The 20,120-nt window shown below is 47.3% G+C and carries 16 protein-coding genes; 11 read left to right on the plus strand and 5 right to left on the minus strand.

What is annotated here, in order from left to right; genetic code table 11:
- Nucleotides 1-5 precede the first annotated feature (5 nt).
- From J4N39_RS14535 to J4N39_RS14545, 3 genes are all read left to right on the plus strand, one after another.
- On the plus strand, nucleotides 6-3,134 hold the full coding sequence (locus J4N39_RS14535) for a multidrug efflux RND transporter permease subunit (RefSeq protein WP_252020710.1): 3,129 nt from the start codon (nucleotides 6-8) through the stop codon (nucleotides 3,132-3,134).
- Nucleotides 3,135-3,236: 102 nt separating this feature from the next.
- The gene (ubiK, locus tag J4N39_RS14540) at nucleotides 3,237-3,494 is read left to right on the plus strand and encodes a ubiquinone biosynthesis accessory factor UbiK (protein WP_252020712.1); all 258 of its coding nucleotides are present in this window, start codon (nucleotides 3,237-3,239) and stop codon (nucleotides 3,492-3,494) included.
- Between the two features lie 591 nt (nucleotides 3,495-4,085).
- Nucleotides 4,086-4,808: a Crp/Fnr family transcriptional regulator gene (locus J4N39_RS14545; protein WP_252020715.1), complete on the plus strand. Its 723-nt coding sequence runs from the start codon at nucleotides 4,086-4,088 to the stop codon at nucleotides 4,806-4,808.
- Here J4N39_RS14545 and J4N39_RS14550 read toward each other — a convergent pair.
- Together J4N39_RS14550 and J4N39_RS14555 are read right to left on the minus strand one after the other, a co-directional pair.
- On the minus strand, nucleotides 4,786-5,286 hold the full coding sequence (locus J4N39_RS14550; protein ID WP_252020717.1) for a hypothetical protein: 501 nt from the start codon (nucleotides 5,284-5,286) through the stop codon (nucleotides 4,786-4,788). The two genes, J4N39_RS14545 and J4N39_RS14550, sit on opposite strands and share 23 nt — an antisense overlap.
- Nucleotides 5,280-5,807 carry a winged helix-turn-helix domain-containing protein gene (locus J4N39_RS14555; RefSeq protein WP_252020719.1) on the minus strand — a complete coding sequence of 176 codons (528 nt, stop codon included), beginning with the start codon at nucleotides 5,805-5,807 and terminating at the stop codon, nucleotides 5,280-5,282. The genes J4N39_RS14550 and J4N39_RS14555 overlap by 7 nt, the downstream gene beginning before the upstream one ends.
- A gap of 50 nt (nucleotides 5,808-5,857) precedes the next feature.
- Here J4N39_RS14555 and J4N39_RS14560 point away from each other — a divergent pair, with 50 nt between their 5' ends.
- Nucleotides 5,858-7,384, plus strand: coding sequence for an ABC transporter substrate-binding protein (locus J4N39_RS14560; RefSeq protein WP_252020721.1), 1,527 nt, complete (start codon nucleotides 5,858-5,860; stop codon nucleotides 7,382-7,384).
- Nucleotides 7,381-10,506 carry a hybrid sensor histidine kinase/response regulator gene (locus tag J4N39_RS14565; protein WP_252020723.1) on the plus strand — a complete coding sequence of 1,042 codons (3,126 nt, stop codon included), beginning with the start codon at nucleotides 7,381-7,383 and terminating at the stop codon, nucleotides 10,504-10,506. The genes J4N39_RS14560 and J4N39_RS14565 overlap by 4 nt, the downstream gene beginning before the upstream one ends.
- A 33-nt stretch (nucleotides 10,507-10,539) precedes the next feature.
- On the opposite strand, the gene uvrD is transcribed toward J4N39_RS14565, so the two are convergent.
- Nucleotides 10,540-12,711, minus strand: a complete 2,172-nt coding sequence (uvrD, locus tag J4N39_RS14570; protein ID WP_252020725.1) for a DNA helicase II — start codon at nucleotides 12,709-12,711, stop codon at nucleotides 10,540-10,542.
- 275 nt (nucleotides 12,712-12,986) lie between these two features.
- On the opposite strand from uvrD, the gene J4N39_RS14575 reads away from it, so the two are divergent.
- The 4 genes from J4N39_RS14575 to J4N39_RS14590 all read left to right on the plus strand — a co-directional run bounded on the left by J4N39_RS14575 (nucleotide 12,987) and on the right by J4N39_RS14590 (nucleotide 15,388).
- Nucleotides 12,987-13,247 carry a BufA1 family periplasmic bufferin-type metallophore gene (locus J4N39_RS14575; RefSeq protein ID WP_252020727.1) on the plus strand — a complete coding sequence of 87 codons (261 nt, stop codon included), beginning with the start codon at nucleotides 12,987-12,989 and terminating at the stop codon, nucleotides 13,245-13,247.
- 89 nt (nucleotides 13,248-13,336) lie between these two features.
- Nucleotides 13,337-14,191 carry an MNIO family bufferin maturase gene (gene bufB / locus J4N39_RS14580; protein ID WP_252020730.1) on the plus strand — a complete coding sequence of 285 codons (855 nt, stop codon included), beginning with the start codon at nucleotides 13,337-13,339 and terminating at the stop codon, nucleotides 14,189-14,191.
- Nucleotides 14,169-14,933, plus strand: a complete 765-nt coding sequence (locus tag J4N39_RS14585) for an HvfC/BufC N-terminal domain-containing protein (protein WP_252020732.1) — start codon at nucleotides 14,169-14,171, stop codon at nucleotides 14,931-14,933. Before bufB ends, J4N39_RS14585 begins: the two co-directional genes overlap by 23 nt.
- A gap of 50 nt (nucleotides 14,934-14,983) precedes the next feature.
- Nucleotides 14,984-15,388, plus strand: a complete 405-nt coding sequence (locus J4N39_RS14590) for a DoxX family protein (RefSeq protein ID WP_503063945.1) — start codon at nucleotides 14,984-14,986, stop codon at nucleotides 15,386-15,388.
- A gap of 78 nt (nucleotides 15,389-15,466) precedes the next feature.
- Here J4N39_RS14590 and tsrA read toward each other — a convergent pair whose 3' ends face one another.
- Both tsrA and J4N39_RS14600 read right to left on the minus strand, forming a co-directional pair.
- Nucleotides 15,467-15,751 carry an H-NS-like global regulator TsrA gene (gene tsrA / locus J4N39_RS14595; protein WP_252020736.1) on the minus strand — a complete coding sequence of 95 codons (285 nt, stop codon included), beginning with the start codon at nucleotides 15,749-15,751 and terminating at the stop codon, nucleotides 15,467-15,469.
- Between the two features lie 118 nt (nucleotides 15,752-15,869).
- A complete protein-coding gene (locus J4N39_RS14600; protein WP_252020738.1) occupies nucleotides 15,870-17,057 on the minus strand; it encodes a multidrug effflux MFS transporter in 1,188 nt (395 codons plus the stop codon).
- Nucleotides 17,058-17,164: 107 nt separating this feature from the next.
- Here J4N39_RS14600 and J4N39_RS14605 point away from each other — a divergent pair, with 107 nt between their 5' ends.
- Both J4N39_RS14605 and J4N39_RS14610 read left to right on the plus strand, forming a co-directional pair.
- Nucleotides 17,165-18,124 (plus strand): LysR family transcriptional regulator, encoded by a 960-nt coding sequence (locus J4N39_RS14605; protein WP_252020740.1) that lies wholly within the window; start codon nucleotides 17,165-17,167, stop codon nucleotides 18,122-18,124.
- Nucleotides 18,125-18,260: 136 nt separating this feature from the next.
- Complete coding sequence (locus J4N39_RS14610) at nucleotides 18,261-20,060, plus strand: aminopeptidase P family protein (RefSeq protein ID WP_252020741.1); 1,800 nt, start codon at nucleotides 18,261-18,263, stop codon at nucleotides 20,058-20,060.
- Nucleotides 20,061-20,120: the final 60 nt, after the last annotated feature.

Genomic DNA, 20,120 nt, shown 5'->3' on the forward strand with positions numbered 1-20,120 from the left:
GAAATATGCGCTTTACAGACATATTCATAAAAAGACCGGTACTGGCGATATCGATCAGCTTTTTGATTGCGCTGCTGGGTATGCAAGCGGTGTTCAAGATGCAGGTGCGCCAATACCCAGAGATGACCAACACGGTTGTAACGGTCACCACCAGCTACTACGGTGCGAGTGCCGACCTCATTCAGGGCTTTATTACTCAGCCTCTTGAGCAAGCGGTGGCCCAAGCGGATAACATCGATTACATGACCTCTCAATCGGTCATGGGTAAATCGACGATTACCGTCAACATGAAGCTCAATACTGACCCGAATGCCGCTTTGGCAGATATTCTGGCCAAGACTAACTCGGTACGCTCTCAGTTGCCAAGTGAGTCAGAAGACCCGACAGTAACCATGTCGACAGGCTCAACTACGGCGGTCATGTATATCGGCTTTACCAGTGATGAGCTCTCTTCAAGCCAGATCACCGACTACCTTGATCGCGTGGTGAACCCACAGCTATTTGCAGTCAATGGTGTCTCGAAGATCGACATGTATGGTGGCATGAAATATGCCCTGCGTGTTTGGCTAGACCCAGCAAAAATGGCGGCGCTAAAGCTAACTGCCACGGATGTGATGCAAATCCTCAGTGCCAACAACTTCCAGTCGGCAACCGGTCAAGCCACGGGTGAATTTGTTCTTTACAACGGCAGTGCAGATACTCAAATCAGCAATGTTGACGAGCTAAAACGCCTCGTGGTGAAGTCAGACGTAGGTGAGATTATTCGTCTAGGCGACATCGCTAAAGTCACCCTGGAAAAGAGCCACGACGTATTCCGAGCTAGCGCCAACGGCGAAGAAGCGGTAGTTGCTGCGATTAATGGTACGCCAAGTGCTAACCCGATTAACGTTGCTCAAGACGTGTGGGCAATGCTGCCACAGCTTGAAAAAAACCTACCGAGCAACATCACCATGCGCGTGATGTATGACTCAACGGAAGCAATCAACGAATCAATCAACGAAGTTATCAAGACCATTATTGAAGCGGCGCTGATTGTACTGGTCGTGATCACTTTATTCCTTGGTTCTTTCCGTGCGGTACTTATCCCAATTGTCACCATTCCACTCTCACTGATTGGTGTGGCAATGGTCATGCAAGCAATGGGCTTTTCTTGGAACCTCATGACTTTGCTGGCGATGGTACTAGCGATTGGCCTGGTGGTGGATGACGCCATCGTAGTACTTGAGAACGTTGACCGTCACTTAAAACTCGGCGAATCACCGTTCCGCGCCGCCATTATTGGTACGCGAGAAATTGCGGTACCCGTAATTGCCATGACACTAACGCTAGGTGCGGTATACGCACCAATCGCTTTGATGGGCGGTATCACGGGCTCGCTGTTTAAAGAGTTTGCCTTGACCCTGGCAGGTTCCGTATTTGTCTCGGGTATTGTGGCACTTACGCTCTCGCCAATGATGTGTTCCAAGATGCTAAAAGCTAATGCGAAACCGGGATGGTTTGAAAGTACTGTCCATAACTTCCTTGATCGCATGGCCAATGGCTATGAGCGTATGCTAGGCGGCGTAATGAAGATGCGTGGCATGATGGTCGTGTTTTCCATCATTGTATTCGCTAGTCTGCCAATACTGTTCAAGTTTATTCCAAGTGAGCTAGCGCCTGCTGAAGATAAGGGCGTAGTAATGCTTATCGGCACTGGCCCATCTAATGCAAACCTCGATTACCTACAAAATACCATGAACGAAGTGAACCAAATCCTGAGCGATCAGCCAGAGGTGAAGTTTGCTCAGGTATTTACTGGAGTACCAAACTCTAACCAAGCGTTTGGTCTCGCCTCGATGGTGCCTTGGAGTCAGCGTGAAGCGAGCCAAGCGGAAGTATCAAAACGCATTAGTGAGTTGGTAAAAGGCGTACCGGGTATGTCGGTAGCAGCCTTCCAGATGCCAGAGCTGCCAGGTGCGGGCTCGGGAGTGCCGTTACAGTTCGTGATCACTACGCCAAATGCGTTTGAAAGCTTGTTCCAAATCGCCTCTGACGTACTCGTAGAGGTGACTAGAAGCCCACTGTTTGTCTACTCGACACTGGATCTTAACTACGATTCAGCAACGATGAAAATCCATATCGACAAGGACAAAGCGGGCATGTATGGCGTGACCATGCAAGACATCGGTATGACTCTCAGCACCATGATGGCGGACGGATACGTTAACCGCATCGACCTTAATGGCCGCTCTTATGAGGTGATCCCGCAGGTTGAGCGCCGCTATCGTTTGAACCCAGAATCAATGAACCAATACTACGTACGAGCTAGTAACGGTAACATGATTCCACTAGGCAGCTTAATTGACATCGAAGTAGTGGCTGAGCCTCGCTCTCTGCCGCACTTCAACCAGCTAAACTCAGCGACTGTTGGCACCGTACCATCACCGGGAGTTGCTATGGGTGATGCAATTAACTGGTTCGAAGAAATTGCTCAAACGAAACTACCTAATGGTTATACTCACGATTACATGGGTGAAGCGCGTCAATTCGTAACGGAAGGTAGTGCTCTGTACGCAACCTTCGGATTAGCATTGGCCATTATCTTCTTGGTTTTGGCGATCCAATTCGAATCCATCCGTGACCCACTGGTCATCATGGTTTCGGTACCTTTAGCAATTTGTGGAGCCTTGATTGCATTAGCTTGGGGGGCATTCTTAGATATCACAACGATGAACATCTATTCACAAGTAGGTTTGATCACACTGGTGGGACTGATTACAAAGCACGGTATATTGATTTGTGAAGTCGCCAAAGAAGAGCAACTAAACCATAAAAAAGACCGTATTGAGGCTGTCATTGCCGCAGCCAAAATTCGACTTCGCCCAATCCTGATGACAACAGCAGCAATGATCGCAGGTCTGATACCGCTAATGTATGCCACTGGTGCAGGTGCAGCGCAACGATTTAGTATTGGGTTGGTAATCGTCGCAGGTCTTGCCATCGGTACCCTGTTTACTCTGTTTGTACTGCCAGTGATATACAGCTTCCTTGCAGAGAAACACAAGCCATTGCCAGTGTTTGTCGAAGACAAAGATTTGGAAAAGTTGGCCCGAGCTGACGAAGCCAAAGCAGCACTTCGGGAGGTCAAGGAGTAATCGCAATCTACGGCTTGATGGGATGATTTCACATCTGAGCATCAAGCCGTTTACCGAGAAGCGATTACCCCGTACACTACCGATAATTAAAAAGGAGTGATTATGTTTGACCCGAAAAAACTAGAGCAAGTGGCTAAGCAGATCCACGAAGCCATGCCAGCCCCAGTAAAAGAGCTAGGTACCGACGTGGAACAAAAAGTCCGCCAAGTGATCCAAGGCCAACTGAACAAGCTGGACGTGGTAAGCCGTGAAGAGTTTGATGTTCAGACTCAAGTGCTACTACGCACTCGCCAGAAGCTGACCGACCTTGAGTCAAAGCTGGCTGAGCTTGAAGCTAAACTGGCTGAAAAATCAGAATAATGAAAACGCCCCAAGTCAGAAATGCTTGGGGCTTTTTCTAGCCATTCCTTTCACATTCAATACTTCCTTCCCAACAAACCACCAACAGTGAATTAAAAGCAACTTAATCAAAAAGCCATGATCTGTCCGCACTAGGACAGAAAATGTGTAGATGACCCTATAAAGTTAAGGCTTAGCCCCACGACTAAACAACGTGGTGTGGAACGACTCTGGCACTAGGCATTCCTCCATTTCGCAGATGACCAATATCCAACTTAACGCCAGTAAATGCTGAGCCACAGTCATCGCAACACTCACTTACTAAGCACCTCAACCTTAAATCGGTGGGGAAAAGGGTTGGAATATCTAAAAACAGCGCATCCCCTGTGCTAGTTAAGGTGTGACATAGCACAAAGTTTAGTTTACAGCAGAGCCTTACCTCCTCGTCAGCCATCTCGCTGTCTGTTCGAGTATCACCAAATGAAATCGATAAAAAACAAAGAGCTAACAACATAATAATTAAGTATTAGTCAGTCATTAGGTAATAGTTAGGTACGCACCTCGTGCCACAAATTAACCTAAAGAAGTACATAACCACAGTGAGTAACGCTTATGGATAAGCAAACAGATATAAAACCAACAAACTCTGTGAACTGGCCAAGTTATATGTCCAAACAAGCATGTGACTCTATTTGGGCTCAAGGGAAAGAACAGACGCTAAAGTCGGATCAGGTGCTCAACCAGCCTAGCCCGCATTTTTTGATCATTTATGTGGAGAAAGGTGCAATCAATCTATTCTCTCCGTCGAGTGAGATGGAGAGTGTGGTTGGGTGCGTCATCACCAGCGGTCAATGGGCAATCACGCAATTGGCCAATTTGCCAGGCCAGCAGCTACAGCTAAGCGCCCTATTTGATTCCAACATCAAAATCTTTGAAGGACAAAAGCTGCTAAAAATCCAAGCGCAACACCCAGAGCTAGAAAACTGGATTACTGCTTGTCAGAACAGCTGCAGCCAGCAGCTACTGCGCAGCAGCTTACTGGCAATGCAAAACAAAGCCGCATTGCTTGCCCACACCTTGCACCAGCTCTCTCAAGAGCACTCAGACCCTCGTCATCCTAACCGAATAGTGATCACCCAAAGCCAACTGAGTGAATTACTTGGGACTCGGCGTCAGAGCATCAATGAGATTTTGCAGCTTTTCCAACTACGCAACATCTTGAAGCTGGGTCGAGGTCGGATCGACATCCTATGCAAGGAGTCGCTCCTTAATGTCTCTGAGCTCAAAAAGGAAGGTCAACAAGGTGGTCAGTTCAGTCTGGTAGACGTTGGATAAGATTACCGGCCTGCTGGGTGTAGTGAACCTCCAAATTTGAAGGGCTGCTGCGAAAAAGCAGTAGCTGATTGCTGTGGGGCAGTTTTTTGTAGTGATAAAGCGAAAAAAGGTCTCGATTAAATATATAGCCTTGCATAGCGAGCAATGCCTCTTGCTCAAGACTTGGCGCTGCTGAAGCAGGCGTAGCTCGACAACTGTCATTAACCGACAACAAGCGCTTTTTGAATGGCAGCTTGAAGACCCAAGCGGTGCACACAAAGCCAAGGTTGGGATGGTCAGGAAACCTTACGTACTGATTTAGGTACAGTGAATCAAGGCTAGTGTGCTGAGTAATTTGCACCACATCACCTTGCGTATTACGGGTGTAGACATCTCCTACCCCGACAAAATCCGCTTGTGCAAAACGAAACAGGGTGACGAGCAAGACCAGCACATTGATGGTGAGCAGTGCAACAAAGACTCTTTTTGAGGTCAGCATGGTATAGCCCCCAATGAACAAATCAGTGAGTAAGCACTTTCGTCATGAAATGAGAAAAGATACCAAGCATCAAGTAACAGTAGCAAAACGATCAGCAGCAGATATCTATCACGAAACCACAGTCGCTTAGTCGATGGTTCAGTAAAAGGTAACGCAGAGTCCGCTTCACCTGTGGTTGCAGGTTCTGCGTGAGGTCGTTGCGGCGCAGCATCAGCCACGACGCAATGGCGAGACAATCGATAACCGACGTTACGGATAGATTCCAAATCCGAGGTTGGGCTTAGCTCAAGGATACGTCTGAGTTTCGACACCATGTTGTTAACGACTTGATTACTGACTTCTTGATTGGGCCAGCACGCATCAGGGTACTCATGATGAGGCACGACCTCCCCTTGCCGCTGACAAAGATAGAGCAAAAAAGCGATTTCACGTTGACTGAGTTTATGGCGCACTTGCCCTTGCACAACGGTGCCACTGCTGGTGTCAACTCGCCATCCATTGACGATATATATGTATTCCAAGACTTCACCCGAGTGGTAAGCAACAGACGTAATTACAGGATAATAAAGGTATGTCTATTCAAACAAGGATCTGTCAGGCCATCAGTGCGAGCATTTGTACCTTGATAGTACAATCAAGCGTCATGGCTGCAACGTTACCTGATGATCATGAACAAATCATCCAACAAGAGCTCGCCCAGCGGCCATCATACTTTGACATAAAAGATATACCAGAAATTACTGATAAAAGACCCATACGTATCGTTGTAGAGCGTGGTCTAGGCAAAAGACTCCTAGCACCTTATATCATCCCCAAGTTCTCAGAGAAAACAGGGATTGAAGTGGAAGTGATCGAGCTCACATTAGAGCAGATGCTCAAAGAGCAACGCACTTCCGTCGTCAACCTACAAAGTCAGTACGACATGATATCTATTGAAGGCTCTTGGCTAAAAGGCTGGGCAGACCAAAGCTTGGTCTACTCATTAAGTGCCTTGGCCAAACGCTTTGACAGTGTCAGCAGTTTCAGCGCTCATACCAGCTACTTCTATTCTTCGCTGTTAACCATGATGAGCTATGAGCAGGAGCTGTATGCGCTACCTTACTCTAACTACACCATGGTCAATCACTATCGACACGACCTGTTTGAGCATCCAAGCGAGCAGCAGACATTTCTCGCCCAATACGGTTACCCACTTGCTCCGCCAAATGATGTGCAACAACTGCTTGATGTTGCCGAATTCTTCACCCGAAGCAAAGGCAGTGCATTGGCGGGAGAAACACTCAGTGAGGATTTTTATGGTGTAACACTGATGGCAGGGTACGCACCCCATGTCGGTGACGAGTTCTCTACCTTAATCTGGGGGTTAAAAGGCCAGTGGTTCAAACCGGCTTACCACAATAACCTCAACTCAATACATGGCTTCTACATCGACGATGCAAATCCTGAATTCTTGCAGACCGCAGAAATTTACAAACAGCTACTCAAGTTTGCTCCTCCTCAAGCGTTGAGCTCTAGTTGGCGAGAAGGTTCTCAACAGTTCCGTCACGGTAAAACAGCGATGTACCCATTTTCTTATAACAATGTATGGGCGCTGAATGCGCAAGTCGAAACCTTGGTACCAGGAGCCAAAATAGCCGCAGCGCAAGTACCGCTTGGCCAGCCCTACTTTGGCGGTTGGGGGATTGCGATTCCAATTGATGCTCGCAACGTAGAAGGGGCTTATTGGCTGAGCAAATATATGACCTCCTTTGAGGCGCAATTTGCCAATACACTCACTGCGGGCTCCCCTTGCCGTATCGATGTTGCAACCCACGAATTCTTTGCCCGGCCAGAACAGCACCTCAATGGCGGAGCTCTGAACCAAGGACACATAGCGCTCACAGCCTGGCGCGATAACTGGCAAGACAAAGGCCATTACACCAGCATTGCCATGCAGCATATTTATGACGTAATACAAGAAACCAGCTACTCGGTAGCCTCTCAACGGTTAGCCCCAGAGTTTGCTCTATCCAGTGCTAACAAAAAAATAAAAGAGCTTCACAACCGTCACGGGCGAAGCCCATTCAAAGTGGCACCTCTAGAAGGATTTGCCCAATGAAAATGACCGTTCAACGTAAACTGCTGGCAGGCTTTTTGGCCATCACGATTGGCTCTACACTCGCCTCAGTGCTTAACTTAGAAGCGCTACATACCTTAGGTCATAAGCTTACCCGAATTACGACCTTTAAGATGACCGATCTAGAGAACGCTATCCGCGCCAACTCTGCCATCGAAGATATCGCTGAAGCCTCTATATTTATTGACCAGCAAGGCACTGATACCCTGCTTGCTCAATACAAAAGTAGCTGGCACCAAGCGCACACCGCTCTATCACTGATCACCCCGGAAAGTTTGCAAGAGTCTGGCTTAACGACTCAAAAGTTAGACTCACTGCTTAACGACTACCTCGAAGATCTGACCGAGATAGATCACCTGATGACCAGTCGCCAAATGATCGTCAATAAAGAGCACAAGCTGCTCAGCAGTCTCGATAAGCTCGAACCTGAACTCAACAAAGCCACCAAGACCATTCAAGCTTACTTTGAGTCTGCAGACATCCGTCAGCCTTCCTTGTCACTTTCCCGTTATGAAGCGGTCTCCCCTGAGTTCAATGCCATCATGTTCGAAGATATGTCGACCATGAGCTTGCTCAATACCACCGCTTACAATCTCAATGCACTTTATCAGGTAATGCTGCGAGTGATCTCAGCGGAAGACAATCGTCAACTAGCCAAACTGCAATTGTCATTAGTGCAAATCAAAACCGAATTAGACCACCAGTTCACAATGCTAAGAGGCCATTTCATCGGTCAGTCGCTACTCAACGTGTATCAGGAACTCATGCCCTTCATGGTCGGAGAAGAGTCCCTTATTCATCTCAAACGTCGAAAGCTACGTTTTACTGGTGTGATCACGGGTAAACTCAGTAGCCACCAGCAAACGGCGATGCAACTGCTATCAAATACCTCGTTGCTGGTGAGTCAGCGAGAGCAGCATATTCGTCATGCCTCGGAAGAAATTGACCAGTTAACCCATACCGTCGCCATTGCGGTTATCGCCAGCAGTATCATTGCATTTTTAGCATCACTGTTCGTGGTTTATGGCTTTATTGGCCGCAATATCGCTCACCCTATTCGTGAAATGGCTCAGGCCATGCGAGACATTGCCAATGGCAAAAAAGTCGAGCCACTCAATCAAAACCGAAATGATGAAATCGGTGATATGGCGGCAGCGCTCGAGATACTCTCTTGTCATGTCCAACGAGTCAAAGAAGCGGAAATAGAAAAGCATCAGCAGCAACAACTGCTCAATACCATACTCGATTCGGTCAATGCGTTGGTGATGGTAAGAGACGCCAGCGGCACTATTTTGCTTTCCAATAATTACTGTCAGTCGATCAAAGACTGGCGGCAGTTGGATAGCGATTATGACCTCAGCAACGAGACCAACTTCAACGCCTTTGAAGAAACACTGCAACAGGTCTCGGGTATCGAGCATCAGTATCTGACTCAGTTGGTCCCACTCAAAAATGACGCTCAAGAAATTTATGGTTTGATTCGTCTTTCTACCGACATCAGCCAGCAAAAGGCCTATGAGCACGAGCTTGCAGAAGCCAAAGATGATGCGGAAGCCAGCACCAAGGCTAAGTCGGAGTTTCTTGCTGCAATGAGTCACGAGATCCGCACACCACTGAATGGGGTTTTAGGCACACTCGAAATGCTCAGCCTTACTGACATGAATTTGGAGCAACGTGACTATATCAATACCGTCAACGAATCGAGCCAAGCCCTGCTGTCGATCATCAACGACATCTTAGATTTTTCCAAAATCGAAGCGGGTAAACTCGATATCGAGCCTGTGCCCACCGATATTCGCTCAACTATTGAAACCGTTGCGCACTTGCACAACGCCAACTTACGCGACCGAGAATTAGAGATGAGGGTATTCATCGCCCCTGCGCTCTCTGCTCGACTGTCGGTTGACGATATACGTTTAAGGCAAGTACTCGAAAACTTAGTCAGCAATGCGGTTAAGTTTACCCGCCAAGGTTATATAGCTCTTGAGGCACAAGTGTTGTGCGATAACCTGCACACGCAAATGATCTCCATCAGTGTGACCGATACGGGCATTGGCATCGCAAAAGCGGTGCAAGATAGTTTGTTCCAACAGTTCACTCAAGCCGAGTCTTCAACCACACGCCAATACGGAGGAACCGGTTTAGGCCTTGCCATCTGTTACCGCCTCTGTGAACTCATGGGCATCAAACTCAGCCTTGAGAGTGAGCAAGGGGCTGGTAGTCGGTTTACCTTAACCATGGAATTGCCAAAGCATAGCCAAGGCCATCTACTGAGCAATGACAGTCAAAGCCCTATCTATCTGTTGGAAAGCGATAGCCACCTTAACCAGACCGTGCGCAGCTACCTTAAACAGTTCAACCTCGACTTTGCTTATATCGATCAAAACGATGCCATCGAGCGCATGAGCCAAGCCAGCTCTAGTGACGGTCTGTTTATCATCGACTTTGCCAATTTCTCTTTACTTGCGACCCAAAACGAAAAGCAGATCGAAGATTGGTTGAATAGCCTTGAGGCCAGGATCTTGGTACTGCACCCAAATCGCTCCTTATGGACAGATACCCAAACCTTTGTGACAAGTGCACCACTCAAACCATCGTTATTACACAAGGCACTTAAGCAACACATCGAGGCAACCGAGCAACCTAGCGAGGCGACTCCTAGCTACCAACCAGACACCACGACAGATCTCTCTAGCTACCACTTGTTGGTCGCAGAAGATAATGAAATGAACCAGAGACTTATTGTTAATCAGCTCAAACACTTCAAGCTTGAGCACACCTTGGTTGAAAATGGCCAAGAAGCAATGAGTTTGCTGCAACAGTCCTGGTTGATGCCAGATACACAGCAATACGATGCTCTGCTGACAGATTGCCATATGCCGATCATGGATGGATATCAATTGGCGAACGAGATACGCAGACATGAGCCACTTGGTCAAAGACTGCCTATTATCGCTTTGACCGCCAATGCCTTGGTTGGCGAAAGTAAAAAGTGTTTAGACGCAGGGATGGATGATTTTCTCTCGAAACCCGTCAAGTTGGCCTACCTCAATAGTGTATTAGCCAAGTGGCTGACCTCGAGCAGCACCCCGAGCAACTTATAACGACAAAAAGCCAGTCAGTGACTGGCTTTTTTATTACAGCTTCTCAAGCTTGGCGTATTGAGTGACAAGCCATTTAATGCCCTCACCGTTAAACGCCACTTGCACTCGACTTTGTGGACCACTGCCTTCAAAGTTGATGATGGTACCCTCACCAAATTTCGGGTGCATCACTCGCGAGCCTAAACTAAACCCGGTTTCATTGAAGTTCTCTTTCACCACCGTTTGGCTAAAACGACCAGAACTGGTTGGGCGACTCACCTGTGCTTTCATTCGCACTTCATCCAGACACCCTTCCGGTAACTCCTTAATGAAGCGTGAAGGCTTGTGATACTTGTCTTGACCGTAAAGACGGCGCATTTCAGCGTAGGTGATGTAGAGTTTTTCCATCGCTCGGGTCATGCCAACGTATGCCAAGCGGCGCTCTTCTTCCAAGCGCCCTGCCTCTTCTGCTGACATTTGGCTTGGGAACATGCCCTCTTCGACACCAACCATAAACACTAATGGGAACTCCAATCCCTTAGCACTGTGCAAGGTCATAAGCTGCACGGCATCTTCAAACTCATCGGCCTGACCTTCACCCGCTTCAAGAGCTGCGTGAGAAAGAAACGCTGATAGCTCACTCATTTCGTCAGCTTCTTCAGGCTTTTCAAACTGGCGAGTCGCAGTAACAAGCTCTTCCAAGTTTTCGATACGTGCTTTGGATTTTTCGCCTTTTTCTTGTTCATACATAGCGAACAAGCCCGATGCTTTAATCACATGATCGGCCTGCTGGTAAAGTGGCATCTCTGCCGTGTCGTCTTCCAAGGCATTAATCAATTCGATAAAACGCCCTAGCGCCCCAGCAGCGCGGCCAGTCAGCACCTTTTCTTCCAGCAGCGCTTGAGCCGCTTGCCACATGGTTGCACCACGGTCTCTGGCGGCAAAGCGAATCGTCTCTAACGTTTTGTCACCCATGCCACGGGTTGGCGTATTCACGATACGCTCAAACGCAGCATCGTCGTTGCGGTTAGCCATCAAGCGCAGATAACCCAAGGCGTCACGAATCTCTTGGCGCTCGAAGAAGCGCATGCCGCCGTAAATACGGTAAGGTAATCCGGCCTGAATGAGCGCCTCTTCCAACACACGAGATTGGGCGTTGTTGCGGTACAACATCGCACTGTCCACCAGCGAACCGCCTTTCTCTTGCCACTCTTTGATTTTGTTGACTGCAAAGCGTGCTTCATCCAGCTCGTTGTAAGCGGAGTAAACCGAGATAGGTTCACCTTCATTACCTTCGGTCCACAGCTCTTTACCCATGCGCTCTGTATTATTGGCAATAAGCTCGTTGGCTGCGGTAAGAATGGTCTTAGTCGAACGGTAGTTTTGCTCAAGGCGGATGGTGTAAGCACCAACGAACTCATTCAAGAAGCGCTGAATGTTTTCCACTTTTGCTCCGCGCCATCCGTAGATCGACTGGTCGTCATCGCCTACGATCATTACTCGACACTCTGGCCCAGCCATCATGCGCAGCCAAGCATACTGAATGTTGTTGGTGTCTTGGAATTCGTCGACCAAGATGTGTTTAAAGCGTGCTTGGTAATGTTCCCGGATGTGCTGTTTGTCTCTCAGCAGCTCGTGTGCTCGCAATAAAATTTCTGCAAAATCGACCAAACCCGCTCGGTCACACGCCTCTTGATATGCGGTATAGATTTGCAGATAAGTCTTGGTGATCGGATCGTGGTAGGCATCAATATGAGCGGGACGTAGACCTTCATCCTTTTTGCCGTTGATCCACCAAGCTACTTGGCGAGCTGGCCACTGTTTTTCATCCAGATTCAGCGCCTTGATCAAACGTTTAAGCAATCTTTGCTGATCGTCTGAATCCAAGATCTGAAAGTCTTCAGGCAATTTTGCATCGAGGTAGTGAGCGCGTAAGATTCGGTGACAGATCCCGTGGAAAGTACCATTCCACATCCCAGATGCGCTGCCCATCATCAGCTCTTCAATACGACCACGCATTTCTGCGGCCGCTTTGTTGGTAAAGGTTACCGACATGATAGAAAACGGAGATGCCTGCTCAACCGACATTAGCCAAGCAATACGATGCACCAAGACACGGGTTTTACCACTACCGGCACCCGCCAAGACAAGCATATTTTCAAGTGGAGCGGCCACAGCTTCACGCTGCTTATCATTTAGGCCATCGAGTAACAGGGAGGCATCCATAGTTTTCTACTGGTTATCTATACAATAAAAATGATTATACCTCAGTTCTAGATCGATTTTCGGCTCGATTTGGCAAGAAATTGACTAATTTTTAATTCACCATATTTCAGATGCTTAGCTTATAAATTGAGCATTAATTTAATAAAGATCATTTTTTTTGTGAAAGATTTTGTTACTTGGCCTTTTCTTATTATGTGAGCAGCCCACACAGTGGCACCACAAGCCAAGCGGTTGCATTCATTACAAAAACTAAGGATCAAGTTGAGGAAATTATTATGAAAAAGTCTAATCTTGCTGTAACTGCTGCGGTAACTGGTCTACTCGCTCTTGGTGGTACGACACTTACTACAACCTCTGCAATCGCAGCAGACAAAGAGAAGTGCTACGGAATTGCAAAGGCTGGCAAAAACGATTGTGCGACTAAAACCAGCTCTTGTGCAGGCACCTCTAAAGAAGACTTCCAAAAAGACGCATTCGTTGTGGTGCCAGCTGGTCTTTGTGACCGCCTAGCGGGCGGCAGCAAAACATCTTCTTAATGTTGCGCATCGACTAATCTTTTTAAAGGTAAGGCACATGCCTTACCTTTTCTTTCTCTAAAGCTCATACAGCGATTCAGGAGCAAACTATGCATTCATTGATTGGGGTTGGTTTACGTACGCCTCACTTAGATTTTTTCGAGCAGCAACCTAACAAGGTTGGCTGGCTTGAAATTCATAGTGAAAACTACTTTCAACCTAACAGCCCAATTCGTCAGCAGCTTAATCGCATCGCCGAACATGCACCCATCAGTTGCCATGGCATTGGTTTATCTCTTGGTTCTGTCGCCCCAGTCAGTCAAAGTCATCTCAAACAACTGGTGACATTGATCAAGGATATAGACCCAATTCTGGTCTCGGATCATCTTAGCTGGAGCGAAAATGGTGGCCACCATTTCAATGACCTACTGCCACTGCCCTACACCGAAGAGGCACTAGAAGTATTTTGCCGCAACACATTGCAAGTACAAGATGCTATTGGTCGTCCACTACTCATTGAGAACCCATCCAGCTATCTGTCCTATCAACATTCGACGATACCTGAATGGGAGTTTCTGAACGAAGTACAACGCCGCACGGACTGCGAGCTGCTGCTGGATCTAAACAATATTTATGTCTCAGCGTTTAATCATGGTTTCAGTGCGTTGGATTACCTTAACGCCATTAACGCCGCTAAGGTCAATGAAATTCATCTTGCAGGCTTTTGTGTCAAGGCGCTCGAACAAGGGGAAATCTGGATTGATACACACAGTAAACCAGTACATTCTGATGTTTGGGCACTATTTCAGCACTGGCTTACGATTCGCTCAGATGTGCATACATTGATTGAGTGGGACCTCGACATTCCTGATGTTGACGTTTTAATTGCTGAAGCCAACAAAGCCAACGACTACTTAGTACAGCAGCTAAAAGGAGCAGATCATGAACTCTCCAACGCTATCTGAACTGCAAAAAAACTTTGCTAGTGCCCTCCATTATCAAGGCGACGCCAGTGCCTGCGCCATCAATGGTGGCACCTTTTCCGATGAAGAGAGAATGCAGATCTATCGCAACAACTTCATCATAGGTTTGAGCGAGGTTTTGCAAGCTGGGTATCCCAAAGTGCATGCCTTGGTGGGACAAGAGTGTTTTGGCCAACTCGCTCGCCAGCACGTACTAGACAATCCACTCACCCAAGCCGATGTCAGCCGTTATGGTGAGGGCTTTGACCAAACGATTGCCAAGTTTGACCAAGTCGTTGCTCAAGTTCCATATCTTCAAGAGATAGCGCAATTAGAGTGGTTCATCGACCAAGGTGTGCAACATCTAGGAATTCAAAGCTTGCCACACTATCAACCGCTTGAACGCCTTGGCCAACTGACACCTGAGCAGCAAATGCTTACCCATTTGGTGCCAATGCCATGGTTAAGCCCAGCACGTTTCGATTTTGCCGTGTTATCACTTTGGCACGCCATAGAAAATGACGACTTTGAAGGCTTGCGCATTGAGCAGCCACAAAAAGGAGTGATTGGTTGTGACCTAACGGGTCACCCTGTGGTGGTTGAACTCGATGAAATGCAGCTATCTCTATTTGACGCCTGTCAACAAGGCACCCAATTACAAAATTTAGAACAACAGCAGTTAGCCGCCATTCAGGAGTTGGCATCTACCGGGCTTATCATCGGATTTAGGAGTAACGCACTATGAAACAAGGACTCGCCAATACACTAATTAGTCATGACCAGTTTATCGCTCGAATGCAATCGATATTGGTCCCCTTGCTACTTATACTTTGCCGTGTGTGGGTTGGCTATGTGTTCTTTAATTCGGGCCTAACCAAGATTGCATCTTGGGATAGTACCTTGTATCTGTTTGAACTTGAGTATCAGGTGCCCATACTGCCTTGGGAACTTGCTGCTTATATGGGCACTGCCGCAGAACTGATCTTGCCAGTATTCTTGGTGCTCGGTCTATTTACCCGCCCAATGGCCTTGATTCTATTTTTCTTTAACATCATCGCCGTTGTGTCCTACCCAGTGTTATGGGAACAAGGGTTTTATGACCACCAGTTGTGGGGACTTATGATCCTAATTAACGTCATCTGGGGTGCTGGGCCATTATCACTAGACCAACTGTATCGAAATATGGTGTCGAAAGCGTAACGCTTAGCAAGTTAATCAAACAACAAAATGGGCAGCTCAATGAGCTGCCCATTATTTTAATTGGTCTGCGCAATCTAGTTATTTTTTGGCCAGAAACGCTTGAAGTTCTTCAGCGGTAAAACCTTGTGAAGTTAAGTCATTGGCTAAGTTTTGCACCACTTCGCCTTTACGAGACTCTATTACTTGCTGAAACTGATAAACAATGTCACGAAGCGCTGTAAGTGGAACTTGCTTAGCAGCACTACGAATTCGCTCTTCACTTTGATTACCTAATTCATTAAGTAACTTTCCAAACATTACTTTTTCTGGAGACTCTTCCAGTTGCTCCAGAACTTTTGCCATTTCATAAGTCGTCAAAGACATATTATGCGATTCTTATAAGTTATTTATCGGACGAGAGGCTAAATATACACCGCTTTGAGTGAACGGAAAACCACCTAGTCCGAATTTCAGCTCAGTTTGAGTCAACTCTTTGTCAGGCTTATGCGTTTGGCTCACTTTCCATATTTTGATGCCATGCATGGCCATGCTTTGAGCCCAGAACCAGTAGCCCCGGTACCAATAGCCACATCAGCATAGCTATCATATCTGGCGCATCCATACCCATACGCTGCACTAGCCCTACGATTAACCCTGAACCACTCATTTGCATTAAGCCAAGCAGTGCGGCGGCAGTTCCCGCTCGGTCACCAAATGGCGCCAGTGCACGGCCTGCAGCTGCACCCATGATGAGCGCAAAACCGATTGAAGACATAAAGATAGGCAACATGAATGAGAAAGGAGTGGCTTGGCTTTTTAGCACCATCATAACCACACCGCCCAGACCTAGCACTGAGATGCCCAATACTAGGGTTCTTCGTGTACCAACCAGATCCATGATTTTTGGAGCAACCAAACAAGCGATGATGTTGATGACGGCATTGATACCAAACCAGTAAGTAAACTCATTCATCGTCAGCCCACCGTTTTGCATTAGCACTACAGGCGCTGATGTTACATAAGCAAGGATAACGCTCATCGCCAACATGCACAGCGATGCATGAAAGATGAAACTAGGGACCTTAATCACTGACCAGTAACGAGCAGGTTGAAACAGTTTGCCTGTTGAACGCTGTGGGTTGGTCTCTTTCATACCAAACAGCATCAAGCTACCGACCAGAACCGAAAATCCCGCCATGAAACTAAAGTTGCTGCGCCATCCAAATTCCTGGGTTAACCAACTACCCAATATTGGCGCTAACGCCGGGATAAAACAGATCGCACCATTTAGGTAACTGATCATCTTACCGCTTTTTTGGGGGCCAAAAATGTCGCGAACAGTGGCAAAGGCCGCAACAGACGTCGCACACGCCCCTAGACCTTGCAGCAGGCGAGCCATTAGCATCCACTCGATTGATTGAGCCGCCCACGCCAAGCAAGCGCTCAAACCGTAAATACCAATACCTACTAGTGCCACTGTTCGTCGTCCGTATCTATCGGCAATCGGGCCTGCAATTAACTGGCCTACACCCATAGAAAATAAGAAGAAAGTGATCGTATCTTGTGCCAAGGTGTGTTCCACGTGAAACGCCTGCGCCATTGTCGGCAGTGCTGGTAGATAGATATCAATCGCTAATGGGCTAAACAGCACCAAAAGCACGAGCAGTGGCATTTGCATCTTAGTTGGCATACGAATTTACTTAGTGAGTTGTTTTATTGATTTGCAGTATAAGGGGCTAGCAATATGAATGAAAATGGTCAATATTCATTAGTATTATTCCCATTAGGAATTTTTCTATGAACATAGACCAATTGATGCGCATCGATCTTAACCTATTGGTGTGCTTGAACGTTCTTATTGAAGAACAGAGTGTTACCCGAGCAGGAGCGAGATTGTGTCTTAGCCAGTCGGCTGTCAGCAAGTCGCTGGCCAAATTGCGTGAGCTATTTGACGACCCACTGTTTTACCGGACTTCTCAAGGGCTTAAACCTAGCCCAAAATGTTTATACCTCCAGCCAAAGCTCAAAGGCCTGATCCATCATCTAGAAGATCTCACCCAACCACAGCAATTTGACCCTGCAACCTCAACCCGCCAATTTAATGTAGCGTTAGTTGAGAGCGTTTATCCGCTGATTCTGCCCCATTTCATACCGGATATTTTTGCCAAAGCACCACAAATCCGCTTCACTACCCATGCTTGGTCAAGAGAAACCTTTCGCCAACTCCAATCAGGTGATGTTGACCTAGGCATTACAGGTAAAGATATCGCCCAGCAGGATGCCGCTATGACGATGTTGCCACCTAAAGATATTCGCTGGAAAGAGATCTATCGAGATGACCAAGTTTGCCTGGTGAGAAAAGATCACCCGTTACTCAGCAACCCTTGGACACTAGAAACCTACCTAAAACAACGCCACGTACAAGTACGTTGTGATGGCAACGACCGCTGGTTACTCGACTATCGTCTTGCGGATGCAGGTTTAGAACGCGACATCGCAATGTACGTCCCAGACTTTAATAGTGCCGCCAGTCTGTGCACATATACTGACCTCGTCTTTACCGCCCCAAGGCACTTTTGTCGCTATATTTCACAATTTCTCGACTTAACCCTGATTCCCCTGCCAACTGACTTGCCGCCAATGGCTTACACTCTGTTTTGGCATCAAGACAGGGAGAATGACCCAGCACTCAGTTGGCTACGAGATTTGATCCAGCATAACACCGAACATTTAAGTGAAAATGACCAATCGAATTGATTGCGATTGCACAAAAAAAACACTAGCCTGTAACCACAAAAATTGGCCATAAGAAGATCTACATTTTTATATAAGAGCCAGTTAAAACACCCACGCCTATCAGTCACGGCGTACACCCAACAAAAAGGATCACGACATGCAAATTAGCACGGCTCAAAAGGTAGAGTTACTACGCCAATGGATGAGCGAACAGCAGCTTGACGCAATCATCATTCCGCACGAAGACGAGTTTCTTGGTGAGTACTTACCGGAGCACAATGAACGCCTACTTTGGGCGACCGGCTTCACGGGTTCAGCAGGTGCCGCCGTGATTACTGCGGATAAAGCCGCAATTTTTGTCGATGGTCGCTACACGGTTCAAGTCACTAAGCAAGTCCCTAATGATGTATTTGAATATCAACATCTGATCGAAAACCCGCCATTAACTTGGATTTTGGATCAATTACCAGCGGGTCTAAAAGTAGGTATTGACGCCAACTTGCATTCAGCAAAATGGCTCAAACAAGCCCAGCAGACTCTCGAGAACCATGCTCAATTGGTCGTGTGCAAAGCAAATCCAGTAGACAGTGTTTGGTTAGATCGTCCTGCACCTCAACTGAGCAAGGTGTCACTGATGGGCCAAGAACGTAGTGGTCAACATAGCCAAGACAAGCGCTCACTTATCGGTAAAGCACTGGCTGATTTGGGTGCTGATTCAGCTCTGCTTACACAACTTGATAGTATTTGTTGGCTATTGAATATCCGTGGCTTAGATGTATCTCGTCTTCCTGTTGTACTGTCTCAAGCCATCATCAACCAAAATGGCGAAGTTGCACTGTTTGTCGATAAAGCCCGACTACCTGAGCAGTTCGATGCCCACGTTGGCCAAGGGGTTAGCGTCTACTCTCCTTCTCATCTGGAGTCGCAACTTGAAAGCCTTGCGGGAAAAAAAGTTCTCGTCGATCCGGCGACTAGCAACGCTTGGTTTACACTTCAATTGCAAAACCTAGGTGCAGAAATCATTGAATCTAGTGACCCTTGTGCACTGCCAAAAGCAGCCAAAAATGCCACTGAAATTCAGGGTATGAAAGATTGTCATATCAGAGATGGCGCCGCTATGGTCAACTTCCTAACTTGGTTAGATGCGGAAGTGGCTAAGGGTAACCTTCAGGATGAAGCCATTTTGTCTGACAGACTGCAACAGTTCCGTGAAGTCGACGAGACTCTCGTTGACCTAAGCTTCGACACCATTTCAGCTGCAGGTGGAAATGCTGCCATGTGTCACTACAACCACAACAACCAACCTGAACCAGGTAAGCTTGAACTAAACACGCTATATTTGGTGGATTCAGGTGGTCAATACCTAGATGGTACTACCGACATTACTCGTACTATCGCTATCGGTCAGCCGAGTGATGAAATGAAGCAACAGTTTACCTTGGTGCTAAAAGGTCACATTGGTCTTGCCCGTGCCCGCTTCCCGAAAGGTACCACTGGTCATCAACTGGATGTTTTAGCTCGTGCACCTCTATGGGCACAGGGTTATAACTATGACCATGGTACAGGCCATGGCGTGGGCCACTTCCTAAGCGTGCATGAAGGTCCGCAACGTATCGCACCAGCAGTAAATACGGTAGCGCTTGAAGAAGGCATGGTACTTTCTAACGAACCAGGCTACTACCGAGCAGACGATTTTGGTATTCGTATAGAGAACCTTGAGCTAGTAAAGGAATTCGAAACTCAAGGGGACATGTCAGTGCTAGGTTTTGAATCTCTGACTCGATGTCCAATCGATAAGCGTTGTATCAATGTGAATATGCTTAACCGCCCTGAGCTTGAATGGCTGAACGAGTACCACCGCAATGTATGGATGGAAGTAAGCCCACTAGTTGAAGGTGAAGCACTTGCTTGGTTGGAGCAGGCAACCGATCCTCTGACTTACGACCAAGATAAGTAACGAGTAGCTCGCTGCGACACACAAAACAATAAGACACACAAAAACTATAAAAGGGCCGCT

The sequence above is a fragment of the Vibrio sp. SCSIO 43136 genome, assembly GCF_023716565.1.
Taxonomy (GTDB): Bacteria; Pseudomonadota; Gammaproteobacteria; order Enterobacterales; family Vibrionaceae; genus Vibrio.